Origin of the sequence: Paenibacillus alba, assembly GCF_013204855.1 — a bacterium.
In the GTDB taxonomy this organism is placed as follows: domain Bacteria; phylum Bacillota; class Bacilli; order Paenibacillales; family NBRC-103111; genus Paenibacillus_E; species Paenibacillus_E alba.
On record NZ_JABMKZ010000040.1, the window covers coordinates 1 to 21,547 of the forward strand.

Below are 21,547 nucleotides of genomic sequence, written 5' to 3' on the forward strand. Positions count from 1 at the left end.
TGGGGTATAGTAGTCATTGAGTAGGGCTCCTTCTTGGTGGTGTGGTAATCCCGAGAATACCCTACTTTTTTGTCATTTGCCTATACTCCAAATGTTGGTACACAAACTATTTTACTTCATCAAATCGGCGAGCTGCGGTTCGCCTATAAGATGGCGCATTCACTAACGATGGCTTTGGCTCAGCGCCATTCAATCCCACCGTCTACTTTTCCACAAATAGGAGTCCCAAAGGTCTCTTATTCTATTGAAATGGAGCATCAGATGGAACTGCTTGAGCGATATCGCCCCCGATACGATCCATTCATACCACCTCATGAACCTCATGAGGTTCATTCACATGAATGTGCTGCCAGTCTTTTTCCTGCTCAAGCTGCCAGAGACGATAGTAATAGCCTTGGCGTTGGAGAAGTTCCGAGTGTGTCCCCCGTTCTTGGACACAACCCTCATGCATGACGATGATTTCATTCATGCGTTCCAGACCTGTCAATTTATGCGTGATCCAAAGCACCGCTTTGTCCTTCAGCAGCATATCCAAATTGCTCCAAATCGCCTTTTCCGTCAACGCATCCAGCCCTGTTGCCGGTTCATCGAACAACACCGCTGGACTTTTGCGGAGCAGCGCACGTGCCAGTGCCAGTCGCTGCCGCTCGCCGCCAGACAATAAACTGCCCATTTCGCCAATCATAGTTTCATATCCATTCGGGAACTGCTCGATCGTATCGTCAATCTGCGCCAAGCGAGTCGCTTCTCGCAGCTCATCTTCGGTCGCTTCGGGGCAGCTAAGGCGCAAGTTCGCATTCACTGATGCGTTAAACAAGTGAACGTTCTGCGAGACAACGGCAAATTCCGAGCGGACGAAAGTCGCTGGCAAATCGCGAAGCTCTGTACCATTCATCGTAACGGAGCCCTCAGTATACGCGCGCAGCTTCAATAGCAGGTGCAGCAGTGTGCTTTTCCCAGCTCCGCTCTCGCCAACAATGGCGGTCATCGTTCCACGTTTCAACGTCATGGAAAGGTCCCGAATGGCATAAGGCTCCTCTGGACCATACTGGAACGACAACCCACGAATGGAAGTCGTCCAGTCATCTTTGAGAGAGCCGTTCCCTTCACGAGTTGCAGCAGGCTCAGACAAGCTAATTTCTTCTGTTTTGTGGTTTTTCTCGTCAATCTGGTTTTTCTCGTTATTCTGCTTCTTCTCATCAATCTGGTTCTTCTCGTCAATCTGGTTCTCGTCGGCCAATCGAAACAGTCTATCCGCGGATGAAAGTGTAAGACCCATAGACTGAAAGGCGGTCGGTAGCGGCATGACTGCTTCAAAGCAAGCTAATGTAACCATCACTAACGCTGGAATCGCGATACCCTCTAGCTGGCCGCGGCTAACGAAGTACACCGATGCCGCGAGGACCAACCACATCGCCAAATGCGCAGCCCCCAGCATCCCCCCACTCGCATAGGCAGCAACCTTATGTTGATTCGTTTGATACACATTCGAACGAGTTTGTATCTCATCGATTCGAAGAACACGCTCGTTGACACGACCATATACGATCAAATCTTTGATCCCAGCGATGAGATCCGCTGTTTCGGCATACATATCTGCTCGCGCTTGCACGATAGCCTCACCGTGAGATTTAGCGCATCGAACGCTAAGCCAAGGGATGCCTATGCCGGCCAACGTCAACATACAAGCAAGGAGAAGCGCCAATTCAACTTGATGCGCAGCCATCACGATACAGCCTAGAAGTCCTGTAAGCATAGCAACAAGCGGGGGAGCAAGAACGCGTAAATACACATTTTGCAATTGCTCCACATCGCCAATGATCGCATGAAGCAGTTCTCCGCTTCGTCCTTTCTCTAACAGCTTAACTCCATTTGGTTCCAAACGTTCGTATAACCAGACGCGTATTCGATGCAAAATTCGGAACGTCAGATCATGAGAAACAAGCCGCTCGAAATACCGAAACACGCCTCTGGAAAGGCCAAAAAATCGAACTCCCACAATCGGAATCCACAGCATTAGAACGGATTCGGGGCGCAGCGCCGCTTGAGCAATAAGGTAGCCGGAGGTCCCCATCAGCCCCATATTAGCGCCGATTGTCAAACAGCCGAGCAGCACGGCCAAAGCTGTCCGTCCTTTGTAAGGGCGAACGAACTCAAGCATCCGTAAAAACGTCCCGCTCCGATGACTAAAGCGTTCTTGCTCATTTGAAGCCGGGCGTGAAGCAACGTGGCTAACCGCTTCAGTCTCCGCGCTTTCGGAAGATCCATGAGCTTCAGCCACGTTCAGAAACGCTTCTGAGTGGGCTGAACGATTAGCTTCCATCATGCGGGCATACAGCCCATCAGCGGCTAAAAGAGCAGCTGGCGTTCCGATTTCAGCAATCCGCCCGTTCTCCATCACAATGATGCGATCCGCATTTTGTACCGTTTCAAGACGATGCGCCACTGTTATAGACATCCGATCTTGCAATTGTTCATTCAGTCCCTGTCGCACGACAGCTTCATGAAGGAGATCCAGCCCTGAGGTTGGCTCGTCGAGCAGCAGAATTGGCGCTTGTTTAAGCAGTGCGCGTGCGATGGCAATGCGCTGCACTTGACCGCCTGAAAGACGGACAGACTCCCCCATCATCGTCTGATCGCCTTGCGGAAGCTTGTCGATGAAATCGACGCCTGACGCTAGAAGCGAAGCAGCCATATCTGTTTCTGCGACATCACCGCAGCCCATGATCAAATTCTCTTTCAAAGTGCCATGATAAAGCCTTGGATTCTGATTGACAGTGGATAGCTGATCGCGCCACCACGCCATCGACAGCTTGGATAACTCGATGCCATCGACTAGAATTCGTCCTTCCGTAGGCCGAATGAAACCCTGAAGCACATCTAGGAGCGAGCTTTTGCCAGAGCCCGATGGCCCAATCACGGCCACTCGCTCTCCAGGTTCAAGGGTGAACGATACGTTTGAAATTGCGGCTCTTTTTTCCCCAGGGTAAGTAAGACCGATCTCTTGAAATTCGATTCTGTAGCCCTTCGCATTCCAAAGCGGGTGCCGACTATCCTCCCGTTCCGTCCAGCCTGGGGATTCTGTTTCCAGAATATCCATGATGCGGGCAGCAGCAGCCATGCCATTCGTGCTCGCATGAAACTGGGTCCCTAGCGCACGCACAGGCACATAAAATTCTGGGGTCAAGAGAAGCACTAAAAATGCATGCTCAAACCCAATTTCGCCAGCAATCAGCCGCAGTCCTAGAAATACAGCAACGATGGCCGTACTAAGTGTTGCGAACAACTCCATAACAAACGCCGACAAAAAAGCTAAACGCAAGGTCCCCATCGTCGTTTTGCGGTATTCTTCACTAATTCGGGAAATAATTTCAATTTGCGCGCGACTGCGATTGAAAATCTGCAGTGTCGGTAAACCGCGCAGGATATCGAGAAAGTGGCCGCCTAATCGTCCGAGCGTTTTAAACTGCTTTTGTGCTTTCGATTTTGCGGCCATGCCAACAAGAATCATAAAAAGAATGAGCAGCGGGAATGTGACCGCGAGCACTAGGGCTGACAGCCAATCCAAGCCTGCAACAAAGCAAAATACGGCAGCAGGAATGAGCATGGACAAGGCCATCTGCGGCAAATAGCGGGCCAAGTACGTTTCCAATTGTTCAACGCCTTCGTACACAGTGCTGATCAATTCTCCGCTGCGCTCGCCTTTGGCGTAATTCGGTCCTAAATCGGCGATTTTTTGCAGCAGCCTTATGCGAAGATCGCTCTTAATGCGCAGCGCCATGCGGGACGATACATAGTCACTAGCCGTTTGAATTGCCGCTCTCAGGCCAATCCAGCCGAGAAGCACAACCAGCACTGGAAGCAGTGCAGCAAGCCCAAGTCCTTTCATAAACGCCCCATTGACAATTTGAGCCAAATAGGAAGCTTCTACGATAATGAGAGCTCCCCCGGCTAGGCCAAGCCCAATACAGATGGCAAACAGTTGCATCGTCCCCGGCACTTTCAGTAATAGCTTCTTCATCATACTAGTATTCCAAGTGATCTTTCACACTGATCCGTTTGCGGAATACCCAATACGTCCATGCCTGATAAGCGATGACTAAAGGCACCGTTGTTAAAGCAATGATCGTCATCACTTTAAGCGTATACGTATTAGAAGCCGTGTTATATATCGTCAGTGTCCATTCCGGATTCAGCGAAGAGATCATCACTCTTGGAAATAGCGACATGAACACTGTGATAGTGGACAGCGTGATCGTTAAACCCGTCATGATGAATCCCCAACCGTCACGACCTGCCTTGAGGAAGAAATGGACGGACAACAAGGCCATCCCCGCCGTAAGGGGAACCATTCCCGGGATAATGCCGTCACGGGTAAACATGTCTGTCTGGAAGTAACACAGCAGAACAAACAGCAGCAGAACTGCGCTTGCCCACGCTCCAAAGCGTTTGGCAGCTTGGCGGGCCCGTTCGCGGAGCTCCCCTTCTGTTTTGAGTGCAAGATAGAGCGCACCATGTAGTAGAAACAATAGTACGATGCTAATCCCAGCCATAACCGAGAAAGGTGAAATCAAATCCCAAAACGTGCCGACGTAATTCGTCTTGGCATCAATCGGCACCCCCTTCATCAAGTTCGCCAGCGCAACACCCCATAGCAGCGGAGGCAGCAGGCTGCCGAAAAAGATGATCCAATCCCAAGTTTGACGCCATTTGGTGTTCGGTAATTTGCTCCGAAATTCGAACGCCACACCTCTTCCGATCAGGGCAATAAGCATGAGAAACAAAGCCATATAAAATCCACTGAATAAAGTGGCGTACCAACCTGGAAATGCCGCAAACATAGCACCGCCGGCTGTAATGAACCACACTTCGTTGCCATCCCAGACGGGTCCAATCGCATTGATAAGAACACGTCTTTCTGTATCCGTCTTGCCAAGGAAAGGCGTCAGCATGCCCACGCCGAAATCAAATCCTTCCAGAAAGAAAAAGCCGACAAACAGCACCGTGATCAGTACAAACCATAAGGTTTCAAGCATAGGTGATTTCCCCTCACTTTCTTACTCGTCATCAGCTCCCTGTCTTACAGCAGGGTTGCCATGGTTTCCTCACGTTCATCTCGATTATGAAGACCGTGTCCTTCCTCCTCGACTCCCTTGCGTACAAAATGGACGATAAGGTACACAAACACGACGGCCAAAATGCCATAAACAAGCATAAAGCCGATTAACGAGGTGGCTACCATGGAGGAGGAAACGAGAGGTGACACCCCTACCTCTGTCTTATGCAATCCGAATACAGTCCAAGGCTGCCTGCCTACCTCTGTCATGATCCAGCCCGCTGAGTTCGCAATAAATGGAAGACTAATAGCTGGTATCATCCATTTCAAATAATGACGATACCCTTCCAAGCGATTGCGCAATGCGGCGTAAGTTCCTAAGATACTTAGCAGAATCATAAGCACGCCAGCCGCTACCATGATGCGGAAACTCCAGAAGGTCGTCTTCACTGGCGGAATATAGTTGCCAGGACCGTATTTCGCCTCGTACTCGGCCTGCAGCTGGTTCATACCAGGCACGCTGCCTGTAAGCTTGTTATACGAAAGAATGCTTAGCGCATAGGGAATTTCTATTTGAGACTTGTTCTCCTGCTTCTTCACATCAATTCGAGCAAATACGGTCCACGGGGCGCTGTCCCCCGTTGTATTCCATAGTGCTTCTGATGCAGCCATCTTCATCGGCTGAGATTTCATCAAATGCTGCGCTTGCTCATGTCCAGCTACAGCTGTCATCAAGCTTGCCGCGAGCGCGATTGCGATCCCTATTGTAAAAGAGGCTTTAAATAAATCGACTCTGTGTTTGCGTAAAATTTGATAAGCGCTGATGCCTGTTACGAACAGTGATCCTGTAGCCAGTGCCCCATAAATAACATGCGGGAACTCCACCCATAGCTGTGTGTTGCCTAGCAGAGCGAAGAAATTCGTCATCTCCGCACGCCCATTCTGAATCGTGTAGCCGACGGGCTCTTGCATGAATGAATTCGCGCTCAGAATCCAGAGTGCGGATAACGTTGCTCCAATTGCTACAATCCATATACAAGCCAAATGCACCTTTTTCGGCAGTCGATCCCAACCGAAGATCCATAACCCGAGGAACGTAGATTCCAAGAAAAAAGAAACTAAAGCTTCTACGGCAAGAGGTCCCCCAAACACAGCGCCAACAAACCGAGAATAATCCGCCCAATTCATGCCGAACTGGAATTCTTGCATAATCCCTGTCACAACGCCCACTGCAAAATTAAGGAGAAACAATTTGCCCCAGAATTGTGCCATTGCTTTGTATTTGTCATCCTTCTTGACCACATACATCGTTTGCATACAAGCAATCAGATAAGCGAGACCGATAGATAAAGGTACGAAAAAAAAGTGGTAAACTGTTGTTATTCCAAACTGCCACCGACTCAAGTCTAATGCTTCCAAAAATAGCGCCTCCCTTCTTTTCGTTGTAAGTATAAATCGTGGCGTATTGTTTGCATGTGAGGAATATCACAGCCGCGGCAATTTCTTTTGAACAAAGTTTGAACGCAGAAAAAGCGACCTAAGCGGTCGCTTTTTCTGTCTTTTCCTATTTGCCAGACCTATCATCTAGACATCCCCGGACGGATTGATTAGAGCCAGAACCTGATGATCCTCCCACACTCCGTTGATCTTCACGTTGCTCCGCGAGATGCCTTCTTTGTGAAAACCGGCATTCTCAAGCACACGCATTGATCCGGGATTGTGGGGAGAGACTTCTCCGATGATCCGGTGAAACTTCAACTCCTCGAAAGCATACCGTACCACCTGCTTCAGCGCCTCTGTCATATAGCCCTTACCGTTTTCAGCCTGGTCTAGACTGTATCCGATCATGCAGCTCTGAAGCGATCCCCGCGCCACAAAGAACAGCCCTATATTGCCAATAATCCGGTCGTCCTCCTTGTGGCATATCACAAAGGTATATTTCCGATCCTCTTCCTTATCGGCCTTGCTCTTAATAATCGCTTGGAGCTGGTGCTCCTCCGTAAAGTACTCCTCCGTGTTGCTTGGCGAAAACTTCTCAAAGAACTCCCGATTACGCTTGTACATGGCTGCCAATGCTTCTGCATCTGCTTCCTCAGGGAACCGAACATACACTTGCTGCTCTGACATCTGCCTCATCCCTTCAAACTAAAGTAATAAATAATTATATCACAGGATAGGGGGTTCGGATAATGATTCCGTTAACGCACAAAAGACAGCCATTGATATTGGCTGCCTCGTTGTTGCTATTAAGCAATCGAGATTACTGAGGGTGCAATCAGAAACCGACACTCGTAATCGTTATGCTTGAAAGTGGACCACCGTAGGAATATCTGACGACGTATGTGTCTTGTGCTAATCCATTGATACTAATGTTAAAATTAGCTGTACGAGGACCGCCGCTGATAACACGTGAACCTCTGGCAACAAGCTGTTCTGTTCCGTTTACTACACGGTAAACATCTGCAAATACAGCTCCAGATCCGCTGCTAGTAACATACAAATAGCCAGAAATATTCAGTGTCCCTTGGCCAGTAACGGTATCTGTCCGACTTATTACAGTATTAGCGCTGGCGGTGACCGAAAATAAGAAGAGCAACATGGCAGTTAGCATGAAGATTGTTAACCTCTTCGCTTTCATTACATCCATCCTTTCAGTATGTGAGACTAGTAGAAGGAGTCTCTGAGGTGTGAATGCTGGCCAGCTTTCTATTGTATGTGCATAAGCCTTCTATCAACCACTATACCATAATGCGGTCAAGTGAACACTAAATATTTGAATTTTAGTAAATTTAAGTAAACCTTCAAAACTTCTTCAAAAGCAATCCCAGCCTGTCTAAATTTTGTTCATTAGCTTCTTCACACATGGGTTTTAGCTTTTTATAATCTTCCTCTGTTTCGAAAGTCTGCCTGAACGTAATTTCTGTCTTACCGCCAACGTCCTCGAATGTAGAAGTCAGGGTAAAGCGGGGTGTGGAGTCGTGCCGCAGCACAATACATGCTGGTCCGATTTCTTGAAAAACGTTGCGGTTCGGATAGTCCGCTCCACCCGGGCCATGCATCGTAAATTCCCAGACTCCTCCGGGCTTTAAGTCGAATGTATGGAACGTATTTGTAAAACCGTTAGGTCCCCACCACTGGGCAAGCAGCTCTGGTTCCGTCCAAGCCCGGTAGACCAAATTCTGCGGGGCATCCAGCTTTCGACGGGACACTAGTTCAAAGTTTTCTGCGTTGCTTTCCCCAAGGGATTGCCCGAGAAGATCCAGCATTTCATTCGTTCCATGCTCACGTTGTTCCGGTGTATCCAGGCCGTCGAAAAACGCTCCTTGTTCTGTAAACACCACTTTAGTGCCATCGATCGTTGGGATCAATTCAATGGTTGCGATGGAAACCGACATCCGGGTATCTCCTTGGTCCAGGCTGTAAGTGTACACTAGTCGTTCATTAGGCACGATTTCTTGATAATAAGCGTCAAAGGTAAAAACAGGTCCTCCTGCAGGGCCACCCTGACATAATTCTCGCCCTCCAACTTGGAAGTCAAACACCTCGGCAGGCTGAAACCAGCGCTCTTTGGCGCTCCGGTTCGACCATGCTGCAAATACGCGTTCCGGAGCGGCGCGGTAAATGCGCTCAATTTGGAATGTAGAGTGAGTTGTATATCGTTGTTTCATAAAGTAACTCCTTCCTCCTATAGGGAATTCATGTCTCATTATCGTTCAGGAAATCACCAAGCAGATCCAAACGGCGTTCCCAGTTCAACCTGCGCTCAATAATATGTTTTTCGTGGCTTAACTTCATCGTTTCCAGCAATGATATAAATGCCTCAACTGAAGGCGGTTCCTGCTTGTTCATTCGCTCAGCAACGCGTTCGAGTTCTGCGAGAAGTTTCTGCTGGGCTTTCACATTTTTCCGCACCCGTTCAATCTGAATCTCCACGATGTCAGACGGGGTATACGTATGTTCTTTAAGTATTGACTGAATTTCCTCAAGCGATAAGCCCAAGTCTTTTAGAGATACAATTTGGTGCAGCCGTTTGATATCGGCTTCGTTATACAACCGATGACCGGTATCGGAATGCCCTGACGGCGAAAATAAGCCAATCTGATCGTAAAACCGAAGGGTACGAACTGTAAGTCCGGTCAATTTGGCAAGATCCCCCACCTTCCAATACTGCTGCATAACCCACTCCTTTCTTTGGTGCTAGCTGTTTACCGGTGTCTTTAGTATAAAACATGACGTAACGTAAGGTGCAAGAGTTTGTTACTATTTTTTTCGTATGGAAAACAGCAGCGTCGCCAGAGTCCGGTTTTTCGAGCTAGCCTCACCGTAGCATATTTCCGTCGATACAGCGATCCTATGAGGTTGTGAACACGAAGCAACGTAGCTTAGCTGCTCGATAGCGGAAAAAAGGCAGCCGAGCTCGCGGCTGCCTTTTTCTTTGTTTTTGTAGTGCTCTCAATTTCCCTTACACAGCTTACAAGAAATTCGAAGTTCTCCATTTGGAGTAAGTTACCTATTTCTTCATAAGAAAGTTATATAACGCTTCAGCAGTTTCCATTCGTAAAGCCGTGGAAGAAGGAGAGAAGCGCTCGTTTGATAGGCCCGAGAGAATACCTAGCTCGATCGCCTTGTTCACATCTTCTAAGGCCCATGTGGAAATTTCTCTTTGATCTGTATAGCTTTCAAGTTTACGATGGATTGACGTATAGCTGCCATTCAAATACTCATAAGCTCTGACTAGTAGGATCGCCATCTGTTCACGAGTCATTTCCGCATTTGGATCGAATGTCTGTTCCGTGACTCCCGAGACCAAACCGGTTTGACTCGCTGCAGCAACATCTTGGGCATACCAGGCATCTTGCTGAACATCTTCAAATTTCGAAGTCAATGTTGCCAGCTTCTTTAAATGCAAGGAACGTACCAACAACGCAGTAAACTGCGCTCTAGTGGTTATCCCATTGGGGTTAAACTGACCCGAAGTAATGCCTTCAATGATATGCTTCGCAGTCAATACCTGTACCCCACGAAAAGCCCAGTGCGTTTCAGGCACATCTTCAAACTTTTTATGAAACTCTAACATAGCGTAAATGCCCGGTTGGTCCGGCGTGAATGTAACTTCTTTAGACGATAGGTCAATCTTTCCACCTACGTATTCCCATTTCCCGCTCGCTTTATCATAACAATATACGCCAAGCAGTGCCGGATCCTTGCCTGTAGGATCAAACGGCAGAACAAGTTGAACGCTTGATTGAAGTTCTTTTGCTAACCAAATCTTACCTTCATCCGAACGTAAGCTGAGTGAAAATTCAATGGCAGGACTTGCTAGATATATATCAACAGTTGGATCTTTTACACCATTATGCGTAAGGTATGACTCCAAGATTGGCCGCGCTATAATATCTAGTATTGTTTGACTACCATCGCCACCTGCTTTCTCCTTAAGCACTTTAAGAATTTCAGGAAGAATTGTAATCTGAGCGGTTTCTAGGTGAACTTCCAGAGGGAGACTCGGAATCTGCGCAGTTGGCACAGAGACGGCATTCGTTCCTTGTTCAACATCAACCTTAGCTTTACCGTCCTTCACTATGACTTTAGCTGGCTGAGCCTTTGGTTCAGACTCTGTTTGTTTAGGATCAGCGGGGCTAGATCCTGTTTCTTCTTCCGGCCCAGCAGGTTTATTCAATGTGCGCACCGTTACGTCAAGTGATTCTGCACTCCAATTTCCAGCTAAATCTTTCGCTTTTACATGGAATGTATACAAGTGATTTGGGAGTAAATCTTCAATTTGTTGATTATGCCTTTGGCCTGAAACCAAGAGAGACTGCTCATCTTCCCATTGAATTTGATATTCTGTAACCTCGATATCATCAACCGCTGGAGTCCAATTCAATGTCACTTTGGATGAGGTCACATCCGATATTGTCATCTGAGCTGCATGCCCCCAAGTCGGTGCTGCCGTATCAGGCTCAGGTACCATTTGCATCGATACCAGCTGAGATTTACCCATTGTATCTTTTACATTTACTTTCAATTTCAATTTAGGGCTTAGCTGTAGAATCTCTATTCGATCATCCTTGCTAATCACGTTTTGGGCTGACTTATCCAACTCAAGTTCAATATAACCCTTATTCTCCAAAGTAGGATCAGCAACTGCTATCTCATAAGCTCCTGTATATTTGTTCCCTTTCATCATAACGGATGCTTTGCTATTTGAAGTCAAGCCATCTAGGGTAGTAACTTTATCCTTCCAGAAATTGAAGCCTGTTATTCCCAGCTTATTCTCACGAACAGCTTGAACGTCCTGTGAATTGGCCAAAACTGTATACTCTGGAGACGAGGCATACACAGAGGTTTCAGACTTGCTTGCATTTGGCAGGATGGCATATTGATAGGTATCATGGCTTGGATTAGAACCATGATCGAACCACATCGTCAAAAAATTATTTTTCAAAAGCTCTGAAGGAACCGTTGAAGATGGCGGATTACTAAGGCTCGTATCTGAATATCTGCCCTCTTGTTCTGTGCGCATAAATTGAAGTGATTGTGTACCAGGAAATACGTAGCCAACATCCGCTCCAGCCACATTTCCTTGCAAATGTACCCATTCAGGATGCTCCAGGGTTTCCTCTTCAAAGAACCCGTTCTTCAACTCCCCATTTACATAAAGTTCATTCGCATTATTTTCTTTAAGCTTACGCTGTTCTACGATTGTCTCTACGTTCTTATTATCTGTACTCGAAATATCAGAACCTAATGCAACAATTTCATTATCAAAAGTAAACCACGACTTATTCGCTTTCATCTGTGTGCCGTTTTGGATTAAATTCATTCCTGTAACACCATATTGACCCAATACGGCACCACCCGCCCAGGAGTTCGCAGGAGCCGTTTCCCCATCTCCATACTGGTACTGGTCTGAAGCTCTAGGTCTCACAACGACAGTCGTACCTGGCAAGCGATACCAATTAATGGTTTGCCAATAATGATCTGTGTATTGAGATAAATCGTTATTGTACAGATAGGTCATGCCATCACCGGTATACCAGCCTTTCGCATTTTCACCATTCGTCAATTCATAGGTTGCTATTCTCTTAGAACTCTTACTAACTCCAAACAGATAGCCATCGCTGGCATGTACGCTGCGAGCCATCGCATTCATTTCGAAGTGGTCCGGTAGTTCATCTATAGGTTGAATAGTTGGCTCTTCCATCCATCCTTTTATCGTGTCTCCCAAGTCCAAAGGAAGTTGATCGTATGTCAAACCTCTAGCCAAAAGAAACTGGACATGATATTTAATAAAGCTTTTTAAATAGGCAGCCCTCTCCTCTGAAGCTGTTTGCGCAATACGGGAAATACCAATTAATATATTTTTGGCCGAACCATAGGCATCCAAACCTTCCCTAACGATCGCACGTCCACGAGTCATATCCAGTATCTGCCCTTTGTACATGACCGGAGCATATCCTTCTTTGATCCATCGATAAACATGCTCTACCTCAGGAACAACTGGCTGCCAAGTGCTCCCATTCAATAACAGAAGCAAATTGCCCATGCCATTAATTAGAACTTCGCCATAACTTCCTGTATAAGGAACCGTACCGTGCTGAATAAATGAACCATCCTCATAGAAACCATCGCCAGTTGTCACATAATCAAAAAGTGGCGTCAGTCCATCACGTGCATGAATAAGACGATCATAACTTTTCTCAACGAGACCCATTCTCGTTTCAATCAGCATAATATCTGAACGGTTTGCTCCCTGCTGTGTAAACGTAGGCAAGCTCACATCTCCAATGAAATGATCAATGCTTGCCGTGTTTTTTAAAATCTGTTCTGGCGTCAACTCGTCATACATGAAGATGAGAATATCCGCCAGCCGCGTAGGTGTACCGATATCCCAGTTCCACCAATTTCCAAACTCAATCCCTGTATTCGTGTATAAATGATCTAACATCCAATTCATAGCTTGAAGAATGTCTGCCTTTAAATCAGGGTTATTATAAAGAGATGTTCCCTTCGTTGCGAATGATTGTGCCATAGCTTTCAAACGTGTATAGTGATCCACAACATAAGTTGAATCCGTAGTGGAACTCGGTAAATCTGCCCATAGTGTCGTACGAGTGCCACTAATTTGCATGCTGTCCCAATACATTTGTGCTTTCGCTGCGTTGGCCTCAATTCTGTTTCTAACCTCTCTGTTATCAAGGTCCAATGAATCTTTGCCTGTTAATGTTTCCTTCCAGCGAATTCTAATTTTATCGTATTCTTGCGGATCTTTCAGTTCGGGAGCCTTAACCTCAATCGTCGCAGATGCTTGCTTACTATTCGACGATGTTGCTGTTATAGTTGCCACGCCTAATTTCAAAGCCCTTAAACTTCCATTCTCATCAACACGGATAACACCAGGATTATTGGATTGCCATGTCAGTAGCTTGTCGGTTGCATTAGCCGGCTCCACGAAGGCCTCCAATTGAAAGGTATCGTAGTTGGTCATTTGTAATGGCGCATTCGTGAAACTTACACTTGTTAGAGGAACGAACCGAGTTACGGTAACCGAAGTATGGCTTGTTATTGTCGCATCCAGGTCAGATGTAGCCGTAATCATCGTAGTTCCTTCAGCAAGTCCCGTCACTACCCCACTCGCATTAACAGTTGCGATATTCGTATCGGACGAATGCCAGTTGAGCTTTGTATTCGTCGCGTTTTCAGGTTGGAATGTAACGGGCAACGAAAGCGATTTCCCTTCTACTAAAGAAGCTTGGTTGGGTAAGGCAATGTTTTCTAAAAGGATTGGTTTGACGACAGTTATCGGAATTATTTTCGCGTAAGCGCCTCCATAAGTACTCACAGTAACGGTCGTGTTGCCTTCCTTCACTGCGCTAATCCTGCCATAGGTGACGGTAGCAACGGTTGGATCGTCAATACTCCATAATAGACGTTGATCAGAAGCATCTGTGGGTACGGTTAATGCCGTAATGGTAGAACTGGTCGTCTCTGATAATTCAAGTGCTTCAGGAGAGACTTTTATCCCTGTCACTGGGACATAATCAGAGAGCTTCAAATCGTCCACATACCACTCGCCCTGAACCCCGGCCTTAAAATATTGATACAGGTAGATGTGTCTTATATTTAACCAAGCTGCGGGAAGCGAACATTCTCCGAGATATTGATCATTAACAAAATAGGTTACCTTCCTGGCAGCGTTGTCAACGAATAGTTTCAAACGGTACCATGAATTAGCCTCATAATTGGCCAACACTTGATTATTCGCATCCTTTATCCTACCCGTGTTATCAAATGAGATGACAGACACATTCGTAGTTGTCGTGGCGGGAACTGGTGCGTTTAAGCTTCTGAATTGAATGTCCCTGCGATGCTGGGTACTATTCATGTTTACGGAAGCCTCGAACACAAGATTCCCCGAAATTCCGGTACTCCCTGTTGTTGCTCCACCCAAATTGTTTCTTCCAGTATTTATGTTGGTCGCATTGGAAACAATCTTGAGACTGTAGTCACTACGTAAGGGGGCTTGTTCCATCATGAGATAATCTGTATTCGCCGCGGAACTATAAATACCCCACGCGCCCCCGATAGTACCGTTGTAGGTTGTCCCACTGTAAAGCTTCGTGTTTTTAGCCGTCGTACTTTCATCATAATTCACATGCACGTGCACGGTTGCAGCCGCTTTTGCGACTGACAAGCCCCCATGACTTGGACTTATCCACAATGAGAAGAAAATCATAAGAACCAGTACGCCTGCCAAACATTTCCTGATCAAGAGTCTCATACTACGCCCCCCTCGTTTTTCAAATTTCCATCTGCAAAACAAACTCCCGTGGCATTGCGTCCTTACACACTATTTCGATTACTGTCGTATGGTCATCTCTATTTTCTGCGAGTCGACATCCCAAGAAGTCTCCTTTCATGATCCAACTTCCTTTCAAGACGATACGTATCGTGGATGGCATACTTTCAGCATGGATCCACTTTCGAGAATAAACGCTTACTTCTACTTGATTTCCAGCCTCATCATATTGATCTGATTCCTTGCCATCATATAATCGCAAATCAGGATCGACAGCGCTTACGATGAGTTCATCGCCTGCTTCCCGAATCATGATCATCGCAGGTGTGTCAACAGCAAGAACCCAACCTGTTCTGACGTCTGCATTTGCTTCGAACAACGCATAGGCCGTCGTTTGGTTAACATGATCCTTCACGATGTGTGCGCTATGATCTTTGCGAAGCACTCTATATGCCGCGGATTCCAAACTTCGCATGTTCTTGCAAAATGCTTCAATATTAGCGCGATTCGTTTTCACAAGTATCGTATATTCATAGCTGCCTTGTTTAGGTGCACATCCATGCCCCAATATGGCAGTAGCAAAACTGCCCTGCGTATCCGCATCCGTAGCTTGATGCTTGGAATGCTGAACACGTTTAGACAACGAGAGCATTTGTCCTTCTGGGATGTAATAACCATTCTCCAAATGATCCAGAAGCCATATAGGTTCGTCCAATACACGCTCATATGCATATGGAAACTCACAAATAGAGTTGTTGTCATTCACCCAGATTGGACTTCCTAGATCAGCAAGGTGATTCTGAAACAGTGTCGTTTCGGTAGGATAGACTAAGTTCGTATTCTCAATATCCGAACCAAGACAAATAATTCGGTTATCAAAAAAGAAGACGGATTTGCGTGCACGGTGGCTTCCTTCATATTTCGGATGCTCGTGCAGCTTCATCGCGAACATACCGTTCCGTCCCTCCAAATTCAATCCTCCGGCATACGTTTCATCCGAAAGCAGCATCTCTTCGAAGCCGCTAAAGGTATCCACGTTCCGAACATTCGAGCGCAGATCGGCTATCGGTTTATGCACGGTCGTTGTCCCTGGCCAGCGGTTCCAATCCCAGCCGTCGTGATGATAACCGCTGTCCGTATGATTTATGGGCTCACCTTGGCTCATGATTTGCAAATGGCCATGCGAAATGTACCGACCATATAGGTTGGCGCTTACGTACGTTTCGTTCGCCCACAAATACCTGCTGTGCCCTCTTGCGCCTGCAAGCCAAGAATCTCGGCGATGAATCGCCAGCGCTGCAAAATTCATCGTCCAATGTCCGTCTGGATCCGCTTCCGGTGCAATGCGCATAGTTAAAAACTGCTCAGCTGCTTCGGATTCCTCCTTGTGAGGGAGCAGCCGTAAATAGGCGGCCGCCACCTCTTCGTCAACCGGTTTCGATCCATCCGGGGTACCCGATAACGCCATATATTTGTAGGGTTCTACTTCCAATGCTCCCTTCCCTGTAGGATGACGGGCCGAAAGACTAAGCAGCCATTCGTATTTGTTGGCATATAATCGCATTGCTAGCAGCGCCTTGCGAATAGATGCGTGGGCTCGTTCATCAATTCGATAGACGGTACCGCTTATCAGATAGATAACTGGCGTAACCCCGAGAAAGCCCCCTATTGCATACGCTGGGTAATGATTAACATGATGGTAGGCAGAACCGTCTGATTTGTAGGCGGATCTTAGGCCAGGTGCGGGTAAAAGAGATTGGCTGAGCCATTCTCTGAACGAAGACAGCTCGCGCACTTTCGTGAGCGTGTCGTACATAATCAGAAGACTTGCTAGAATGCCATGCAGCGTGGTGTTGAAAATATCGATATTTCCTTCAATATCTTCAAGCGGTGAATGTATTCTTCCAGCGCCGCTAAACCAATACATCGTTTTCTGTGTTCGTTCAAGTCGCCCCGCTTGTTCCAGCTCAGCTCGCATCAAAAAAACAGCCGGATAATAATGACTGAAATTGTAACCGAAATGATGGACCGTCCCTTGGGAGCTACCATACGCCCACCCTTGCTCATCCAAATGATCCAGTAAATCAATAAAGATAACTTGCAATTCTTGTTTCCAACTCGAACGTCCTGCAGAACGATAGTGCAAAGCAATTTCCAGCATGAAATCTGTGTAGGAAGATAGCTGTATACTGTTCGCGAGCTTCTTCAAGCGTTCTTTGTCCGACTTTGGAAAATGGTCGAAGAATGGAAGATCGATGGGCCTTCCAGAGATTACATCCCCGTTTCGTGAAATTCCGAAGGTGGAAAAAATCTCCCTTATTCGTTTGATGTCTTCAAGGGCGACGAATCGATCTTGTAGGATCAGCTTCTCGAAACGCTCATTGATCATGCCATGCGTCCCTTGCTGCACGGATGAACCAACGTCGGTCGCCGAAGGCCTGTGCTCCAGCTCCGCAAAAGCATACAAGCTGAGCCAGTGTGCGTTAGCTTTCTTATCTGCCTCCCGATTAACGAAGGGGACTTGCTTATCCCGTGTATGGAAACGAGGATCGATGGGTGTGTTCAGCATAAGCTGATTGATGTACAGCTTCCCCGATCCGATTCTTCTCGGTGCGAGAATGACCAGCGTATCCATATCGGGATGCGGGTCCCCCTGCATATCTCGTTCATAAGCAACCCAAGCCGTACGCCACCCGCGATAATTGAGATGAAACTCAAACTGGCAATCGACCTCATTGTTTCGTCCAAATTGAAAGGTAAGCACCTCTTCTAATGGTGCTGGGTTATAGATCCATACAACGAACGAATCGCGTTCTTGACTGAGCGAGCCCTCTTGAAAAGGCTGGTAAAGAATGGGTTCATTCACTTTCAAATAGGAATTTGAGGTATATTCCCATTGCAAACTATGCGTACCATATTTGTAATGCTGATCGCTTACAGATATGTGTGAGCTGTGATCGCACGAGAACTCTTGCGGGATTTCATTTTCAAAAGAAAATATCTTCATGCCTGCCTCCCATTAACTTCCCGTCGTTATTTGGTGGTCTGATAACGGTCGTACACCGTTTGATAAATTTTCATCATTTTATCCAGGCCCATTTCGTTCAACTTCTTCACGTAATCGTCCCATTCTTTGTCGATGCCGCCAGACATCATCCATTTGGCATACATCTTGCTTACGTAGGCATCCACATCCGTCAAGTAACGTGAAATTTGATCATTTTCTTCCGCTGTGAAATAGGCTTTGGGAAATGCATTATTAACAAGAAATGGGGCATACACGTTGTCAATATCAACTTTGGACCTTTTACCTGTCGCTGCCGCTATTGTCATATCACCTACCGCCTTCGTGGTAGCCCAAACGGAATATGCAGTTGGTGGTACTTGCTTGAAATCATCTTCATTAGCCCCTTGCGGAAGATTCACGGTTTCATATTTGCCATCCGAGCGTTCTTTCAAGCTTTGGCCGCCAATCACGCCTTTGTTAAGCTGCATGGAGTTTGTTGGATCATACATATTATCAATCCAACGAATGGTCGCTTCGGGATGTTTGTTCACATTCGTAATCGCGAATGAACCTCTCAGCAGAATCCCAGCAGGATACTCCGCCCACACTTGCTTTTGCCCAGCCGGCCCTTTCAGTGGAGGAAGCGAAACGTAATCTTGATTAGCTGGATTCCAATCGAAGGCGACACCTACAATCCCTTTAGCCGTTTTGGCATTAAATACTTTCGTGTCCTGCGTAAAGCTCTCTTGGTCGACCAAGCCTTCGGAAATAAGTTTGTTCACATATTGGATAGCTGCCTTATATTCCGGTTGAACAGCCGTATAAATCACTTTGTTATTCTCCACAGACAAGTGATTGTTGCCCGATTTATGAACATCACGATCGATACGGCCAAAAGCGCCGAATAGGGAGTTCAGATCGTTATTCCAATTTTGTTGAAATGACATCGGGATCTGATCCTTCTTATGGTTGCCCCCTAGATCGTTATCCTTGAAAGCCTTCAGCGTTTGATACAATTCGTCGGTCGTCGTCGGCATAGGCAGCTTCAGCTCATCCAACCATTTCTTATTGATAAACATCGTTGATTTCGTCCTAGAATACGTTTCATCAATGGTCGGCAGTGAGTATATATGTCCGTCCGGAGCCGTTAACTGCTTTTTGTAGACTGGATTATCCAACAGCATCTTCTTGAGGTTCGGCGCATAGGTGTCGATATATCCTTCCAGCGGAATGAGAATACCCTGCGAACCATATTTAACTACATCCGTATCTTCGCTCAAAATACCATGTGCATAGAAGGCGTCAGGCAGCTCCCCACCGGCAAACAACAGGTTTTTCTTTTCCTGCCAGCTGCTTCCTGGTGTCAAATTCCAATTGATATGGATGTTAGTTTTCGTTTCTATCTCCTGAAAAAACTTATAATCGTTCAGATCTTTCCCTGAGGGCGGTTTGAAAGCAGCCATGTTTAGGGTCAACTTTTCTTTGGCAATTGGAAAATCGGTCACGTTCAAATCGCTCGGCACTTGCGCCGTCGTTTGTTTGTCCACAGCTTGCTTATCTCCACAGCCCGCAAGTCCAACAGCCATACTTAATGTGAGTGCAACTGTACTTAATCCCCATTTATGATTCATATGCCAGCACCTAACCTTTCGAATAGAAAATATCTTGCATAAATGTTCAAGCATGAAATCCGCGACTATCCTTTTAGAGAGCCGACTAACGCGCCTTTAACAAAATATCTTTGGAGAAAAGGATACAAGATGAGCATAGGCAGACTGGAAACAATAATAATCGCGTATTTCATCAGTTCGAGCTTTTTCTGCTGCTCTTGCGAGCCATCTAGTAAATTCTGCAAATCAGAGCCTTCATTCATGATCAGTATGTTCCGCAAAATAATTTGCAGGGGCTGCATACCGTTGCTTTTCAAATAAATTAACGCCTGAAAATAGGAATTCCAATGCCCTACGGCATAAAAGAGCACCATCACCGCCACAATCGGCATCGCCAAAGGAATTGCGATTTTAACAAAAAACTTCACATTCGAACAACCATCAATCATGGCCGATTCGAGCACCTCTGCTGGCACGTTCGATTGAAAAAATGTACGAACAATGATGACATTAAATACGGAAACCGCATTCGGAAGGATCATCGCCCATGTTGTATTCAGAATGCCTAGATCCTTGACCAGTAGGTAGGTTGGAATAAGTCCGCCACCAAAAAACATCGTAAATACAAGCAGAAACATGAAGGCATTTCTTCCAACCAAATCTGATCTGGAAAGCGCGTAGCCGGCCATCACTGTCAGCACGACATTCAGCATCGTTCCGGTAACCGTGTACCATAACGAATTCTTAAAGCCAATCCAAATCGTCGCATCGGAAAACAGTTTTTTATAACCATCCCATGTTAATTGTTGAGGTAAAAACAACAGCTTCCCAGAGTAAACTACATCCGGATTGGTCACAGAAGCTGTTACAACAAAGTAAAGCGGGTACATAACAAGCAAGAGCAGAATCACAATCAACGAGTAATTGATTACGTCGAAGGTCATATCCGTCCTATTTTTAGCCAGCTTCATAGATTTCCCTCCGCCCTTTTACCATAGGCTCGTTTGTTTTAACGATTTCGCTATTTTGTTCACACTGATTAATAAGATGAAATTAATAACGGTATTAAACAAACCAATGGCAGCTGAATAGCTGTACTGCGATTGGACAAGTCCCGCTTTATAAACGTAGGTCTGAATCGTCTCTGACGCATCGATATTCAGTTGATTTTGCATCAAATACACCTTCTCGAAACCAACACTCATCATATGGCCCATGTTCATGATCAGCATGATGATGACCGTGGGCATGATCGCCGGGATATCGATATGGAAGACGCGCTGCAGCTTCGTTGCTCCGTCGACAACCGCTGCCTCATGATATTCAGGATTGACTGACGTCAGTGCGGCAAGATAGATGATCGTTCCCCAGCCTATATTTTGCCAAATACCGGAGAAGACGAACACGGTCTTGAACCAGTCCGCATTGCCCATAAAAAAGATGGGCTCGATCTTGAATACAGCCAACAGGCTGTTCACTGCACCTGTTTTGGGAGACAGGAGCAAATACACAATTCCAACAACAACAACGGTAGAGATGAAATGCGGCGCATATGTAACCGTTTGCACAAAACGTTTAAAACGCTCGTTTGTCAATTGGTTAATCATTAGCGCCAATAGGATTGGGGCAGGGAATGCCACGAGCATCTCATATACACTGATACCCAGCGTATTTCTAATAATTGTTTCCAGCTGATACGATTGAAAGAACCTTTCAAAATGATCGAAGCCAACCCAAGGGCTGCCCATGATTCCTTTAACCGGATTGAAATTTTTAAATGCAATCTGCACGCCATACATCGGTACATAATGAAAAATAATAAAATAGGCAAGCGTCGGCAGTAAAAGCAAGTATAAATCATAGTTACGCAGGATTCTTTTAATCATTTTCGACTGTAATGACATTTTGTTTTCACCTCCGCTGGATCTTATTTATGATGTACGACCTAGAAATGAATGCGCCTTCATACATGTCATTTAATCATCCACACGACAGTAGGTATATAAGTGAGATCGCCATTCTACCTATGCGAAATTTATGATTTACCCCATTTCAACCTGATATGTCGAATT

The 21,547-nt window shown here is 46.2% G+C and carries 12 protein-coding genes; all 12 read right to left on the reverse strand.

Annotated elements, in window-relative coordinates; translation table 11 throughout:
* Nucleotides 1-301 precede the first annotated feature (301 nt).
* The 12 genes from cydD to HQN90_RS31525 all read right to left on the reverse strand — a co-directional run bounded on the left by cydD (nt 302) and on the right by HQN90_RS31525 (nt 21,379).
* Nucleotides 302-4,024, reverse strand: coding sequence for a thiol reductant ABC exporter subunit CydD (gene cydD, locus HQN90_RS31470; RefSeq protein ID WP_173226508.1), 3,723 nt, complete (start codon nt 4,022-4,024; stop codon nt 302-304).
* Nucleotide 4,025: 1 nt separating this feature from the next.
* A complete protein-coding gene (gene cydB / locus HQN90_RS31475; RefSeq protein WP_173226510.1) occupies nt 4,026-5,036 on the reverse strand; it encodes a cytochrome d ubiquinol oxidase subunit II in 1,011 nt (336 codons plus the stop codon).
* A 44-nt stretch (nt 5,037-5,080) separates the two neighbouring features.
* Complete coding sequence (locus HQN90_RS31480; protein ID WP_173226512.1) at nt 5,081-6,475, reverse strand: cytochrome ubiquinol oxidase subunit I; 1,395 nt, start codon at nt 6,473-6,475, stop codon at nt 5,081-5,083.
* Between the two features lie 165 nt (nt 6,476-6,640).
* A complete protein-coding gene (locus HQN90_RS31485) occupies nt 6,641-7,183 on the reverse strand; it encodes a GNAT family N-acetyltransferase (RefSeq protein ID WP_173226514.1) in 543 nt (180 codons plus the stop codon).
* Nucleotides 7,184-7,331: 148 nt separating this feature from the next.
* Entirely contained in the window at nt 7,332-7,667 is a 336-nt protein-coding gene (locus HQN90_RS31490) for a hypothetical protein (RefSeq protein ID WP_173226516.1), read from the reverse strand.
* A gap of 190 nt (nt 7,668-7,857) precedes the next feature.
* A complete protein-coding gene (locus tag HQN90_RS39765; protein ID WP_173226518.1) occupies nt 7,858-8,724 on the reverse strand; it encodes an SRPBCC domain-containing protein in 867 nt (288 codons plus the stop codon).
* Nucleotides 8,725-8,752: 28 nt separating this feature from the next.
* Entirely contained in the window at nt 8,753-9,232 is a 480-nt protein-coding gene (locus HQN90_RS31500; protein WP_079410148.1) for a MerR family transcriptional regulator, read from the reverse strand.
* Nucleotides 9,233-9,566: 334 nt separating this feature from the next.
* A complete protein-coding gene (locus tag HQN90_RS31505; protein WP_173226520.1) occupies nt 9,567-14,840 on the reverse strand; it encodes a polysaccharide lyase family 8 super-sandwich domain-containing protein in 5,274 nt (1,757 codons plus the stop codon).
* 19 nt (nt 14,841-14,859) lie between these two features.
* On the reverse strand, nt 14,860-17,865 hold the full coding sequence (locus HQN90_RS31510) for a chondroitinase family polysaccharide lyase (RefSeq protein WP_173226522.1): 3,006 nt from the start codon (nt 17,863-17,865) through the stop codon (nt 14,860-14,862).
* Between the two features lie 26 nt (nt 17,866-17,891).
* Nucleotides 17,892-19,496: a type 2 periplasmic-binding domain-containing protein gene (locus tag HQN90_RS31515; RefSeq protein ID WP_173226524.1), complete on the reverse strand. Its 1,605-nt coding sequence runs from the start codon at nt 19,494-19,496 to the stop codon at nt 17,892-17,894.
* Between the two features lie 65 nt (nt 19,497-19,561).
* Nucleotides 19,562-20,446: a carbohydrate ABC transporter permease gene (locus tag HQN90_RS31520; protein WP_173226526.1), complete on the reverse strand. Its 885-nt coding sequence runs from the start codon at nt 20,444-20,446 to the stop codon at nt 19,562-19,564.
* Nucleotides 20,447-20,464: 18 nt separating this feature from the next.
* On the reverse strand, nt 20,465-21,379 hold the full coding sequence (locus tag HQN90_RS31525) for an ABC transporter permease (RefSeq protein WP_246362935.1): 915 nt from the start codon (nt 21,377-21,379) through the stop codon (nt 20,465-20,467).
* Nucleotides 21,380-21,547 lie beyond the last annotated feature (168 nt).

Excerpts from the sequence above, each read along its gene's own strand:
- HQN90_RS31490 (WP_173226516.1), bottom strand. The coding sequence starts at position 7,667 with ATGCTAACTGCCATGTTGCTCTTCTTATTTTCGGTCACCGCCAGCGCT.
- HQN90_RS31505 (WP_173226520.1), bottom strand. The coding sequence starts at position 14,840 with ATGAGACTCTTGATCAGGAAATGTTTGGCAGGCGTACTGGTTCTTATG.
- HQN90_RS31525 (WP_246362935.1), bottom strand. The coding sequence starts at position 21,379 with ATGTCATTACAGTCGAAAATGATTAAAAGAATCCTGCGTAACTATGAT.
- HQN90_RS39765 (WP_173226518.1), bottom strand. The coding sequence starts at position 8,724 with ATGAAACAACGATATACAACTCACTCTACATTCCAAATTGAGCGCATT.
- HQN90_RS31520 (WP_173226526.1), bottom strand. The coding sequence starts at position 20,446 with ATGAAGCTGGCTAAAAATAGGACGGATATGACCTTCGACGTAATCAAT.
- HQN90_RS31485 (WP_173226514.1), bottom strand. The coding sequence starts at position 7,183 with ATGTCAGAGCAGCAAGTGTATGTTCGGTTCCCTGAGGAAGCAGATGCA.
- HQN90_RS31510 (WP_173226522.1), bottom strand. The coding sequence starts at position 17,865 with ATGAAGATATTTTCTTTTGAAAATGAAATCCCGCAAGAGTTCTCGTGC.
- HQN90_RS31500 (WP_079410148.1), bottom strand. The coding sequence starts at position 9,232 with ATGCAGCAGTATTGGAAGGTGGGGGATCTTGCCAAATTGACCGGACTT.
- cydB (WP_173226510.1), bottom strand. The coding sequence starts at position 5,036 with ATGCTTGAAACCTTATGGTTTGTACTGATCACGGTGCTGTTTGTCGGC.
- HQN90_RS31515 (WP_173226524.1), bottom strand. The coding sequence starts at position 19,496 with ATGAATCATAAATGGGGATTAAGTACAGTTGCACTCACATTAAGTATG.
- cydD (WP_173226508.1), bottom strand. The coding sequence starts at position 4,024 with ATGATGAAGAAGCTATTACTGAAAGTGCCGGGGACGATGCAACTGTTT.